This window comes from Hydrogenovibrio thermophilus (genome assembly GCF_004028275.1).
Lineage (GTDB): Bacteria > Pseudomonadota > Gammaproteobacteria > Thiomicrospirales > Thiomicrospiraceae > Hydrogenovibrio > Hydrogenovibrio thermophilus.
This window is the reverse complement of record NZ_CP035033.1, coordinates 1,077,751-1,090,055: the sequence shown is the minus strand read 5'-3', so window position 1 is coordinate 1,090,055 and position 12,305 is coordinate 1,077,751. Positions and strand designations below refer to the sequence as shown.

General features: G+C 51.1%; 12 protein-coding genes. 2 read left to right on the top strand and 10 right to left on the bottom strand.

All coding sequences use genetic code 11. From position 1 onward, the window contains the following. Nucleotides 1–10 precede the first annotated feature (10 nt). The 9 genes from tolA to EPV75_RS04990 all read right to left on the bottom strand — a co-directional run bounded on the left by tolA (nt 11) and on the right by EPV75_RS04990 (nt 8,689). Nucleotides 11–1,036: a cell envelope integrity protein TolA gene (gene tolA, locus EPV75_RS05030; protein WP_128384666.1), complete on the bottom strand. Its 1,026-nt coding sequence runs from the start codon at nt 1,034–1,036 to the stop codon at nt 11–13. Between the two features lie 2 nt (nt 1,037–1,038). Continuing rightward, on the bottom strand, nt 1,039–1,488 hold the full coding sequence (locus EPV75_RS05025; RefSeq protein WP_029937739.1) for an ExbD/TolR family protein: 450 nt from the start codon (nt 1,486–1,488) through the stop codon (nt 1,039–1,041). 5 nt (nt 1,489–1,493) lie between these two features. Next, nucleotides 1,494–2,192 (bottom strand): protein TolQ, encoded by a 699-nt coding sequence (gene tolQ / locus EPV75_RS05020; RefSeq protein WP_029937738.1) that lies wholly within the window; start codon nt 2,190–2,192, stop codon nt 1,494–1,496. After that, nucleotides 2,185–3,156, bottom strand: a complete 972-nt coding sequence (gene ruvB, locus EPV75_RS05015) for a Holliday junction branch migration DNA helicase RuvB (RefSeq protein WP_404811344.1) — start codon at nt 3,154–3,156, stop codon at nt 2,185–2,187. Before ruvB ends, tolQ begins: the two co-directional genes overlap by 8 nt. Before the next feature lie 556 nt (nt 3,157–3,712). Beyond that, nucleotides 3,713–4,318 carry a Holliday junction branch migration protein RuvA gene (ruvA, locus tag EPV75_RS05010; protein ID WP_029937735.1) on the bottom strand — a complete coding sequence of 202 codons (606 nt, stop codon included), beginning with the start codon at nt 4,316–4,318 and terminating at the stop codon, nt 3,713–3,715. 8 nt (nt 4,319–4,326) lie between these two features. Beyond that, nucleotides 4,327–4,845 (bottom strand): crossover junction endodeoxyribonuclease RuvC, encoded by a 519-nt coding sequence (ruvC, locus tag EPV75_RS05005; RefSeq protein WP_029937734.1) that lies wholly within the window; start codon nt 4,843–4,845, stop codon nt 4,327–4,329. 169 nt (nt 4,846–5,014) lie between these two features. Next, entirely contained in the window at nt 5,015–6,100 is a 1,086-nt protein-coding gene (gene nadA, locus EPV75_RS05000) for a quinolinate synthase NadA (RefSeq protein WP_128384665.1), read from the bottom strand. 22 nt (nt 6,101–6,122) lie between these two features. Beyond that, a complete protein-coding gene (gene aspS / locus EPV75_RS04995; protein ID WP_192894053.1) occupies nt 6,123–7,910 on the bottom strand; it encodes an aspartate--tRNA ligase in 1,788 nt (595 codons plus the stop codon). Nucleotides 7,911–7,987: 77 nt separating this feature from the next. After that, on the bottom strand, nt 7,988–8,689 hold the full coding sequence (locus EPV75_RS04990) for a DUF502 domain-containing protein (protein WP_225972402.1): 702 nt from the start codon (nt 8,687–8,689) through the stop codon (nt 7,988–7,990). A 202-nt stretch (nt 8,690–8,891) separates the two neighbouring features. On the opposite strand from EPV75_RS04990, the gene EPV75_RS04985 reads away from it, so the two are divergent. Both EPV75_RS04985 and EPV75_RS04980 read left to right on the top strand, forming a co-directional pair. Next, complete coding sequence (locus EPV75_RS04985) at nt 8,892–9,749, top strand: SDR family NAD(P)-dependent oxidoreductase (RefSeq protein WP_128384663.1); 858 nt, start codon at nt 8,892–8,894, stop codon at nt 9,747–9,749. Then, nucleotides 9,736–11,961, top strand: a complete 2,226-nt coding sequence (locus tag EPV75_RS04980) for a patatin-like phospholipase family protein (RefSeq protein WP_128384662.1) — start codon at nt 9,736–9,738, stop codon at nt 11,959–11,961. Before EPV75_RS04985 ends, EPV75_RS04980 begins: the two co-directional genes overlap by 14 nt. A gap of 9 nt (nt 11,962–11,970) precedes the next feature. On the opposite strand, the gene EPV75_RS04975 is transcribed toward EPV75_RS04980, so the two are convergent. Next, complete coding sequence (locus tag EPV75_RS04975) at nt 11,971–12,303, bottom strand: thioredoxin family protein (protein WP_029937728.1); 333 nt, start codon at nt 12,301–12,303, stop codon at nt 11,971–11,973. Nucleotides 12,304–12,305: the final 2 nt, after the last annotated feature.

Below are 12,305 nucleotides of genomic sequence, written 5' to 3'. Positions count from 1 at the left end.
CTTTTGTATTTTAAGGGTTAAAAATAAACTTGATGTTTCGTTCAAACAGTTCCTTGACCGGTGGTGCCGGGAGCGGTTCGGCACGATACACCGCCTTGACCGCATCTTTTTGGAACTGTTCATTGGCAAACTTATTACATTGTTCGACTTTTACACCACTGATCATGCCTTTCGGCGTTTGTGTAATCGACAAAACGCACTGAGCTTCATCCGAGACTTTTGCCGCCGTACGCCAGTTGTCCTTAACGCTGGCCGCAATCGAAGAAATATAAGTCTCACGCAGGCTCTGCATTTCTTTTTCTTTTGCGGCCTGACGACGCTTGGCTTCTTCCGCGGCAATTTGCTGCTGCAACGCCGTCTCGGCTTCCTGTTGCTCTTTTTGCAAGCGCGCTTGGAGTGCCGCTTCTTCTAGGCGTTTCTTTTCAGCATTCTGCTTTTTGATTTGCTCTTGCAACGCGCGTTTTTTCGCCTCTTCTTCCTGACGTTGTTTCTCGGCTGCGGCCACCATTTTTTTGGCTTCCTCACGCTTTTTCTCAGCCAATACGGCTTCTTTTTTGGCCTGTTCGGCTAAACGTTTGGCTTCGGCTGCCCGTTTCTGCTCCGCCGCAACACGCTGCTGCTCGATTTCCGCCAAGCGCTTGGCTTCTTCGGCACGGCGCTTTTCGGCCAAGGCCTGTTTCTTCGCCAATTCCGTTTTGCGTTTTTCTTCCAATTGCTGCTTTTGCAAATCTGCCAAGCGGCGCTTTTCGGCTTCAGAGCGTTTTTTCAACGCTTCCTGTTCTTTTCGTTTGGCCTCTTCCTGTTGCTTGATTTTGGCCAGCTGCTCCTTCACCAATGCCGAATCAACCGCAAACGTTTTCATCGGTTCAACCTGCTTAACCTGAGTGATTTCTCCTTCTTCGGAATCACTTTGCAGCGTCACTTTCAAAATCGGGTCATCATCAAAGGAACCGAAAACCAAACCGATCGCAATAACGACATGCAACAAGACTGCGGCCGATAAGGCCAAAGGATGACGAATAACAAATGCAAACATACTTATTTCTCTTCAGGCTCCGTCATAAGGGAAACCTGTTGAACGCCATTGGCTTTCAACAATACAAATAGGTTAACCACTTTACCGTACGGCGTTTGGCGATCCCCTTGAATGTAAAATGGTTGATTCGGCTTCAGCTGAGCGCGTGCGACAACTTCTGCAACCAGGTTTGCCAAGTCTTTTTGCCCCAGTACGGTGTCCGGAGCCTCGGAGGTTTTGTAAAGACCGTCCGCTGTAACGGTAATGACAAACGGTTCAACCGGCTTGGCATCGGCCTGTTTTTGATTTTGCACTCGCGGCGTTTGCGGTAAATCGACAGTCACCGCTTGTTGAACGATCGGCGCGGTAATCATGAAGATAATCAACAGAATCAAGGTGACATCGATATACGGCACCACATTGATTTCCGACATCAGGCGTTTACGGGATTGAGAACGAAAAGAGTTGCGCATCGGACTCATCCCTGTTCGGCTTCCATTTTCTTCTCAAGCGCGTGCGCCTGACGCTGGATAATGGTCAGGAAGCCTTCGGCAAAGTTTTCGTACAGCCCCACCACTCGGTCGGCCTTAACCGACAAACGGTTATAGGCGATAACAGCCGGAATCGCGGCGAACAAGCCCATTGCGGTTGCAATCAAGGCTTCGGAAATCCCCGGCGCCACGGCCGCCAAAGTCGCGTTCTGAATATCCCCCAAAGAAGAGAAAGCGTGCATGACCCCCCAGACCGTACCGAACAGGCCAATGTAAGGAGCGGACGAACCGACCGTCGCCAACAAAGGGGTTTGGTTTTCCAGGGTTTCCACTTGACGGGAAAAGGCTACGCGCATCGCGCGTTGCGTGCCGTTCATCAAATCGGAGGCATCCAAAACACCTTGTTTCTTAAGATTGACGAATTCTTTAAAACCGGCTTCGAAAATCGAGGCACTCCCACGCTTATCCTCTTCATTAGCGACTTGGTTATACAGTTGTGTCAACTCGGTGGTTTGCCAGAACACATCGTCGAAGGCCTTGGCTTCGGCCGCCGCCTTACGAATTTGATAGGATTTCGCGAAGGTAATCGCCCAAGCCATGATTGACATCAACAACAAAATCAACATCACACCCTGAACGACCGGGCTGGCGTCCAAAATCAACTCCATCAAGGAATGTTCATTCATCTTCAAATTTCTCCGGTAGTGCTAACCCCAGGTGGCGGTACGCGGTTTGCGTCACCACCCGTCCCCGGGGCGTACGAACTAAAAAGCCCTGCTGCACAAGAAACGGTTCGATGACATCTTCAATCGTCCCTCTTTCTTCGCCTAAGGCCGCAGCAATGCTGTCGATGCCCACAGGGCGGCTTTCAAATTTTTCAATCAACAGTTCCAGCAGTCGCCGGTCCATCTTATCCAGACCGAGCGGGTCCACTTCCAATAAGTTCAAGGCGGCATCGGCAATGTCTGCGGTAATAATGCCGTTCCCCTTCACTTGGGCATAGTCCCGCACTCGACGCAGCAAACGGTTGGCGATACGCGGCGTGCCGCGTGAACGGCGTGCAATTTCCAAGGCGCCGTCCAACTGGGTATCCATGCCGAGAATATTGGCGGAACGACTGACAATCTGAGCCAACTCGTCTTCCGAATAAAACTCCAGGCGCTGGACGATACCGAAACGATCGCGCAACGGCGACGTCAACAGCCCGGCGCGCGTGGTCGCGCCCACCAAGGTAAAGGGTGGAATATCGATTTTCACGGTCTGGGCAGCCGGCCCTTCACCGATAATGATATCGATCTGGAAATCTTCCATCGCCGGATACAGAATCTCTTCCACAATCGGGCTGAGACGGTGAATCTCATCGACAAACAGAACGTCGTTCGGTTCCAAACGCGTCAAGATGGCGGCCAGATCGCCCGGTTTTTCAATGACCGGTCCGGATGTCTGGCGTAAGGTGACGCCCATTTCCTGGGCGATGATATTGGAAAGCGTGGTTTTACCCAGGCCTGGCGGGCCATATAACAAAACGTGATCTAAATGTTCGTTACGCATTTTCGCCGCATGAATCGACAATTGAAGCTGCTCACGAACCGCCTGCTGTCCAATGTAGTCGGTAATCATCTGTGGGCGAACAGATGGCTGAACATACATGTCTTCTTCTAACGCCTGTCCACCGACAATACGATCCGTTTCAATCATCTTAAACCCGTCACCTTAGCTCAGTGCCATTACTTAGTCGACACTGAATAACGCATTTAAAATTTTGTGGGACGTTTAAGCGAGTAGCCTCTAGGCGCGAATTGCAGATAAAGGTCATTCCTTTATCAAGATTCGCAACAACGAGGATGCGCGCTTAAACGCCCACCTGAAAGGGCTTCACCAGACTTACCTCAACATCGTTAGAATTTCTCATGTTATCGAGATAGCATTTCAAAATTCTGCCTTGTTGAGAAAAGTCTGGCTGTGCCAAAATTCAAATGTGTTATTCAGTGTCGACTACTTATCGAATAACGCAACTCATTATAATCTTTCTCTTATCTTTTTTGAGTTGAATTTCGTTATTGCCTCCACCGGTCAAGTGCTTCAGGGTATCGTTTTCATCCGATACATGCCGGATGATTATGTGATTGGTTATCGATATTCTAACGGTGCCCTCGTCAGACACCATTGAAAAAGTTTGAAGCCGAAGAATGCCGGCTTCCGATTCTCATAACTTGATGGTCATCAAGGCCTGTTTGATGGTTTCTTCCAAACTCAAGCCCTTCTCCACTGCATTGACCATTTTTTCGGCCTGCGCCGGTTTATAACCTAAGGACACCAGCGCTTCGATGGCTGGCGCCATGTTTCCAACCGTTTCGAGTTTCGGGCTTGCGGTGCCCGCAGAAGGCGCCACCCCGTCCACGGCGCCCCAGCCTTTCAAGCGGTCACGCATTTCGATTACGAGACGCTCGGCGGTTTTCTTACCCACGCCTGGAATTTTGGTCAAGGCCGGAGCATCACCGACATCCACCAACCCGACAAAATCGTTGACCGACATGGCCGACAGAATGCCAATGGCCATTTTCGCACCGATACCGTTTACTTTAATCAGTTCTTTGAACAAATTGCGCTCTTGCTCAGTGGCGAAACCGAACAACAACATGGCGTCTTCCCGCACATGCATGTGCGTCAGCAACGTCACATCGGCGCCGGCTTCGCCGATGGCGTAAAAAGTGGACATCGGTGCTTCAATTTCGTAGCCGACGCCATTCACATCAATCAAAATCTGCGGTGGGCGTTTGGCGTGTAATTTTCCCGATAAAAAACCAATCATAACAATCCTTAAAACTTGGAACCTTTGGAAATTTTTTCCGGGTCGATGCCCAGGGTTAAATAACGATCATGGCACAGGGCGGCGGCCAAGGCATCGGCGGCATCTTCCTGCGGGCTTTCGGTCAGCTTTAAAAGGTTTTGCACCATAAACTGCACCTGATCTTTGGAGGCATGCCCCTGCCCGACAATCGTGCTTTTGATTTGCGTCGGCGTGTACTCCATAATCGGAATTTCTTTCAGGGCGGCGGCACACAAAATGACACCTCGTGCCTGGCCGAGCTTGATTGCCGAATTGGGATTTTTGTAAACAAACACCTTTTCAATCGCCATCACTTGCGGTTGATATTGATCGATGATTTGGCAGACGGATTCGAAGATGGTTTTCAAACGCTCGGCACCGGACAGCTTTTCAACCCGAATCACCCCGCTCAGCAAATAACTCGGATGATAACGGCCCGACTCAATCAAGCCGAAACCGGCTTTACGAGACCCGGGGTCAATGCCTAAAATGCGTTGTAACTCTGCCACATAACATCCTGAAAATTCAATTAAAACCACCAGGCCTGGTAGTTTTTACATATTGGCCTAATTTGCATCCATTAACTGCACCATCACCGCATCGGACACGCCAATATTGGAATACACATTCTGAACATCGGCCAGATATTTCAAAGCGGCGACGAACGCCACTCCGACCTCAGTCGCCGGATGCTTTGCTTTGCACCAGCCCTTTGGCGCGCGAGAATTCCAACATACGCTCAACCGACTGCAAGGCTTTTTGACGAATGGGCTCTTCGATTAGAATCTCACCGGTTTCGTTTTCCAAACAGGCGGCCAGATTATGCAAGCCATTCATCGCCATCCAAGGGCAATGCGCGCAACTGATGCAATGCCCGCTTTTACCGCCGGTCGGCGCGACAATCAACTCTTTCTCCGGCGCCAATTGCTGCATTTTATAGAAGATACCGTAATCGGTCGCCACGATGAATTTTTGGTCCGGCAGGGTTTGCACCGCGTCAATCATCACACGAGTCGACCCAACCACATCGGCCAGATCAACCACTTCCGCGGGCGACTCCGGATGCACAATGACTTTTGCGTCCGGGTGTTTTTCTTTCAAGGACTGCAATTCATACATCTGGAATTCGTCGTGCACGATGCAATGCCCCTGCCAGCGAATCATATCGACACCGGTTTCTTTTTGAATCCAATGCCCCAAGTGCCGGTCCGGCGCCCAAATGATTTTTTCGCCCTGCTCTTTCAGATGGGTGACGATTTCCAAGGCATTGCCCGACGTCACCACCCAGTCCGCCAAGGCCTTAACCTCAACACTGGTATTGGCGTACACCACGACCTTATGATCTGGATATTGCGCACAAAACTCGGCAAACTCTTTCGGCGGGCAGCTTTCATCCAAGGAACAGGTCGCATTCAAATCCGGCATCAGAATGGTTTTTTCCGGGCTGAGCATTTTCGCAGTCTCACCCATGAATCGCACGCCGCACACCACCAACATATCCGCTTCGGATTGTGCGCCGAAATTGGCCATTTCCAAGGAATCCGCGACTTTACCGCCGGTTTCTTCCGCCAATGCCTGCAGGTCGTCATCCACATAATAGTGCGCAACCAGCTGAGCGTTCTTTTCCTGGAGCAGACGCTTGATTTTGTCTTTCAACGCTTGCTTTTCGGCGGCATCCATCACAGGCGGTACCGGCGCCGACTGCGCCAGCAAATCGATGCGACTGAGCAACTCAACCGGTACGCTGGTGGCTAGTGAAGACATAATTTCTCCTGACCGAACCGAATCAGTCGGCCTGTTTTTCCGTCAAGGATTTACGGAAACGCAATTCCAAATCCGCCATTTGGGCGTTATCGACCAGGCCTGGTGCATCGGTCAACATACACGCCGCCGACTGGGTTTTCGGGAAGGCAATCACGTCGCGAATCGAATCGCGCTTCGCCATCAACATCACCAGTCGATCCAGACCAAAGGCCATCCCGGCATGCGGTGGACAACCGTATTTCAACGCATTCAACAGGAAGCCGAATTTCTCTTCAGCTTCTTCGTCGGAAATGCCCAGCATTTTCAACACCGCCGCTTGCATGTGGGTGTCGTGGATACGCACCGACCCGCCGCCGACTTCAATACCGTTAATGACCAGGTCATAGGCACGAGACAACATTTGATGCGGCGCATCGTGATTCAAAATTTCTTCCGTCGTGGCTTTCGGCTGCGTAAACGGGTGGTGAATCGCCGTCATTCGAGCGGTTTTCTCATCCATTTCAAACATCGGGAAGTCCACGACCCAAACCGGCGCCCATTCGCGCTCGATCATATCGAGATCTTCACCGATTTTACAACGCAAGGCACCCAAGGCTTCGTTCACAATCTTCGCTTTATCGGCCCCGAAGAAAACGATATCGCCATCTTCGGCCCCAACGCGCTCCATGATTTCCATGGCCTGATCCGGGAAGAATTTCACGATCGGCGATTGCAGACCGTCCAACCCGGCGGACAAGTCGTTGACTTTGATATAAGCCAACCCTTTCGCACCGTAAATGCCGACGAACTTGGTGTAATCATCGATTTCCTTACGTGACAGTTGGCCGCCTTGCGGCACACGCAAGGCCGCTACGCGGCCCATCGGGTCTTTGGCCGGCCCGGCAAAGACTTTGAATTCAATGTCCTGCAACAAATCGGCCACGTCAACCAACTGCAACGGAATACGCAAATCCGGGCGATCGATTCCGTATTTCTCGATGGCTTCGGCATAGGTCATGCGCGGGAAGTCATAATCAAAGTTCACATCCACACCGTCTCGGAAAATGGTTTTGGTCAAACCTTCCATCATGTCCATGACTTCTTCTTCGGTCATAAACGAGGTTTCGATATCCAACTGGGTGAATTCCGGCTGACGATCGGCACGCAAGTCTTCATCACGGAAACAACGGGTAATTTGGTAATAACGGTCAAAGCCGGACATCATCAGCAACTGCTTGAACAGCTGCGGGGACTGCGGCAAGGCAAAAAACTTGTTCGGATGGGTTCGGCTCGGCACCAGATAATCGCGTGCGCCTTCCGGTGTGGATTTGGTCAAAATCGGTGTTTCCATGTCCATAAAGCCATTGTCGTCCAGATAACGACGCATGGAACGCGTGACTCGGTAACGGGTGCGTAAAGCTTCCTGCATTTCATCACGACGCAAATCCAGATAACGATACGTCAGGCGCACCTCTTCGGAAATATGTTTATCGTCCAACTGAAATGGAATCGGTTCAGCCGCGCTCAACACTTCCAAATCATCGGCAACGATTTCGATTTTCCCGGTGGTCATTTTCGGGTTGATGGTTTCCGGCGTTCGAGCACACACCTTACCTTGCACTTTCAACACATATTCGGAACGGACACGCTCCGCGATATTGAACATGGCGTCATTGCCCGGATTCACCACTACCTGAACAAGTCCTTCACGATCACGCAAATCAATGAAGATGACCCCACCGTGGTCACGGCGGCGATGTACCCAGCCCGACACGGTGACTTGCTGGCCTTCCAAAGTTTCAGTTACTTGTCCACAATAGTGTGTACGCATCATATCGTTTATTACCTTATCTTACTAAAACACCCCGAAACCGGCGCATCCTATTTTTCAATGGTTAAAAATTAAGTTCAATTCTGTTTTTCGGCCGACGGCGAATCATCGTTTTTGGTCTTATCCAGTTCGATGGGTTCAATCACCTCGATCACGGCCCCGGCATTATCAACTTTTTGCCAAGGCGGCACAACCACCCCGCCGGAAATGACCATTTTCAATGCATCATCGACACTCATGTCCAACTCGATGATTTCATTGTTCGACGCCATGATGAAAAAACCGGACGTCGGATTCGGCGTGGTCGGTACAAACAGGTTCACCACTTCCGACATATTGGTCTTCATCTGTGCTTCGCCCTGGGTTTTGCTGGTTTGAAACGCTAATGTCCATAAGCCCGCACGCGGATATTGCAGTAAATACACCTTTTGGAAGGTTTGGGATCCCGAACCGAACAGCGCTTCGGCTATCTGTTTGACCGCGGTGTAAATTGACCGCACCAACGGAATACGGGACAAGAGCTTTTCCCACATGCCAAACAGATAGCGCCCGAAGAAATTTGCCACCAGCATCCCGGTCACAAAAATCAGTACAAACGACAAAATAATGCCAAAGCCTGGAATATGGCGCCCTAACAATTCATCCGGCCGCAAATGCTCCGGCAGCAGCAGCAGACTCTGGTCAAACAGGTTGACCAAAAAGATCAAAGCGGCGATCGTTACCCCTAAAGGCAGCCACACCAACAAACCGGCAATTAAATAACGTTTGATAAATGACATTTGTCCCGCTTCGCGAATTGTTAAATCAAGCCTTTTATTATATAAGAATTCGGATCCTTTTGGCAGGATTCATACGATTCTCCTGCGATTTGTGCCAGATTTATAAAACCCCCTGCAAACGATAAAAATTCCCGGAAACACTTGCACTTTACCGAAGTTGCCCTAAAATTAGGAAAACATCGACCAACAACGCTAAGAAACCATGGAAAACACCCCGCACACAACGCAGACTTTGCTGATTACAGGCGCCTCCACCGGCATCGGACATCATGCCGCCAAACACTTCCATCAACAGGGGTATCGGGTCATTGCCACCTGTCGTAAACCGAGTGATGTCGAACAACTCAAAAACCTGGGCATCGAGTGTGTGCAGATGGATCTGGCCGATACCGAATCCATCCGACAGGCGGTGGACACCATTTTGTCGATGACACAACGCATCGACTTGCTGTTCAATAACGCCGCTTTCGGTCTGCCCGGCGCGGTGGAGGACCTAAGCCGTGACGCGCTCCGCCATCAGTTCGAAACCAACGTCTTCGGCACGCAAGAACTCACCAACCGCTTACTGCCCACCTTTCGCGCGCAAGGGTTCGGAAAAATCGTCTATAACAGCTCCATCCTCGGGTTTGCCGCCATGCCGTATCGCGGCGCTTACAATGCCAGCAAATTTGCAATTGAAGGGCTCGCCGACACCCTACGCCTGGAACTCAAAGAGACGGGCATTCAAGTCGTGCTCATCGAGCCGGGCCCGATTATTTCCAACTTCCGCGCCAATGCCTATGCGCAATTCAAACACTGGATCGCCAAAGAGCAAAGCGCACATCGCGATAACTACAATGCCATGATCGACCGTTTGGAAACCGAAGGCCCCACCGCGCCTTTCACGCTCGGACCGGAAGCCGTCACAGCGGCCGTGGAAAAAACTCTGAAATCCACCAGGCCTGCCCTGCGCTACCGAATCACCTTTCCGACAGTACTGTTCGCTTACCTCAAACGCGTCCTTCCCGGACGCTGGCTCGACGCCCTTTTGATTCAGGCAGGTGGCAATGGCAAACGTTAAGCGCCTGTTGCCGCTCGCTTTTTGCTGGCTCTTTCTGCTTCCAACCACTAACAGCTTGGCGGCCGAAACTGAAACAAAACGCCCGAAAATCGGGTTGGTACTCCCGGGCGGCGGTTCGCACGGCTTAGCGCACATCGGCGTCATTAAACAGCTGGAGCGTTTGAACGTTCCCATCGATTACATTTCAGGAACCAGCATGGGTGCCTTGATTGGCGGGCTTTACGCGTCCGGCCTCAGCACCCGGGAAATCGAAAATTTCGTCACCCACGTCAACTGGGACCAAACCTTCGTGGACGAAAACTCCCGACACTTCTTATCGTTTCGCCGCAAACAGGACCAATTCCATTATTTCGTCAAAGGGGAATTCGGCCTAAACGACGGCTACTTCAAACTGCCCAGCGGCTTGTTACTGGGACAACAACAGGCCACTCTCCTGAAAGGCATGACACTTCCGGTCAGCAACATTCACGATTTCGACAAACTGCCGATTCCTTTTCGAGCCGTCGCCACGGATGCACGTACCGGCGAGGAAGTCGTCTTAAAATCCGGCGACCTTGCACAAGCCCTCCGCGCCAGCATGTCGGTACCCGGGATTTTCGCGCCGGTCAAAATCGACGACCGCTATCTGGTGGACGGCGGTGTCACCAACAACACACCGGTGAATGTGGTGCGAAACATGGGCGCCGACATTGTGATTGTGTCCGACACCCACACCCAAACACCGGAAGACGAAGCCATGGATTCGTATTTGAGCATCACCAGCCAAATCATTTCCAGCATGATCACCGCCAACAGTTTACGTCAACTGGCCACCCTTAAACCCGGTGACGTACTGATTCGCCCCATTATTCCCGAAACACTCAGCGCCACCGATTTCGACCACCCTAAAGAGATCATTCAAATCGGCTCGGAAGCCGCACTGGCGAAAACCGATCAACTGAAAACCTTGAGCGACCCGAATTATCGTATTCCGTCGAATCAACGCACTTGGGGCGTCATTGACGACATCAAAATTATCAATACAACCCATCTGTCAGACGATGTCATTCGCCATTACATTCACCAACAAGTCGACCAGCCTATTGACCGGATTCAACTGGAAACCGACATCACCACTCTCTATGGCCTGGGGTTTTTCGAACTCATCACCTATGAAATCAGCCGGAAAGATGACCGCAATGTCCTGACCGTCAAAACCACACCGCCGTCCTGGGGCCCGAATTTCTTCAAACTGAAACTTAATCTCGCCTCCAACCTGGACGACAGCAATGTATTCAATATCGGGTTACGGCATACTTACTCACCGGCCAACGGACTGGGCGGTGAATGGCGGAATGAAATCAATATCGGCCAGACACAACGGCTGAAAACCGCCTTTTACCAACCGTTAGATACGGGACAGCAACTCTACATTCAACCGGCCTTCGAAGCCAAAAGCCGCATCTACGACATCAACGACCAAAACAGCATCGCCTCCGTGCAGCTAGAGCAACAAACCCTGACTCCGAGTCTGGAAATGGGCTACAACTTCAATCTGAATCTAAGAACCTACGTCGGATACGACTGGGAAGCCGGCGAGCTGGTCTTGGGCAAAAACGCCAGCTCGCAGCAAAAAGAGACCTATGACGACAACATCGTCTATATCGGGTTGAAATACGACAGCTTGGATCAGGTCGCTTTCCCGCGAAAAGGCACCCTGCTGGATTTGTCGTATCACAATACTCTTTACAATATCGACAAAGCCGGCAAGGTGCAGGAATTCAAATCCTTCCTGTCCAGCTACTTCTCACACGGCCGCCATACAGTCAACTTCCATTTTGAAGCGACCGACCTGCAAGCCGACCAGGCCGACGACATCCACAACTTCTACACCCTGGGCGGTTTCCAACGCCTATCCGGCTATGCCGAGGACGATTTGATCGGCAACAAAGTCATTTTCGCCCGCTTGAAATATCTGTATCGCATGTCATCCAGCAGCAACCCGCTGAATTTTCCGTATTACCTCGGCGCGACGCTGGAAGCGGGGAATATTTACGATGAAGAGAATATCACCGGTGTCGACACCTCCGATGTCACCTGGGCCAACACCAAACAAGCCGGCAGTATATTCATCGGCATGAACAGTTTTATCGGGCCGATTTATTTTGCCTATGGCTATCACGACGAAGAACACCAATCGCTGTATTTCTACTTCGGGCACTCCTTCAACTAAACCCGTGCCTTAATCTGAAAACAGCATACGGTACGGACGCTCGATTTCCTGCATCACCTTTTGCACACTGAAACTGCGCACTTCCTCGATAAAGCGTTGCCCGGTGAAAAACACCTGTAAGGTCGGCAAGGTAAACACGCCGTTCTGTGAACAAATGTCCGTCACTTCATGGCAATCCACATACACCATTTTAATGTTTGGGTAAGACGCCTCGACCAGCTCAATCAACTTCGGCTTGATGGCATGGCAGACATTGCAATCTCGCCCACCGAACAGCACCAATAAGGCTTCTTCGGCTTGCTTCAACTCATCCAACCGTTCCAACGATGTGATATTTTCCACCT

Coding starts and splice junctions, on each gene's coding strand:
- tolA (WP_128384666.1), bottom strand. CDS start 1,036: ATGTTTGCATTTGTTATTCGTCATCCTTTGGCCTTATCGGCCGCAGTC.
- EPV75_RS05025 (WP_029937739.1), bottom strand. CDS start 1,488: ATGCGCAACTCTTTTCGTTCTCAATCCCGTAAACGCCTGATGTCGGAA.
- tolQ (WP_029937738.1), bottom strand. CDS start 2,192: ATGAATGAACATTCCTTGATGGAGTTGATTTTGGACGCCAGCCCGGTC.
- ruvB (WP_404811344.1), bottom strand. CDS start 3,156: ATGTATGTTCAGCCATCTGTTCGCCCACAGATGATTACCGACTACATT.
- ruvA (WP_029937735.1), bottom strand. CDS start 4,318: ATGATTGGTTTTTTATCGGGAAAATTACACGCCAAACGCCCACCGCAG.
- nadA (WP_128384665.1), bottom strand. CDS start 6,100: ATGTCTTCACTAGCCACCAGCGTACCGGTTGAGTTGCTCAGTCGCATC.
- aspS (WP_192894053.1), bottom strand. CDS start 7,910: ATGCGTACACACTATTGTGGACAAGTAACTGAAACTTTGGAAGGCCAG.
- EPV75_RS04990 (WP_225972402.1), bottom strand. CDS start 8,689: ATGTCATTTATCAAACGTTATTTAATTGCCGGTTTGTTGGTGTGGCTG.
- EPV75_RS04985 (WP_128384663.1), top strand. CDS start 8,892: ATGGAAAACACCCCGCACACAACGCAGACTTTGCTGATTACAGGCGCC.
- EPV75_RS04980 (WP_128384662.1), top strand. CDS start 9,736: ATGGCAAACGTTAAGCGCCTGTTGCCGCTCGCTTTTTGCTGGCTCTTT.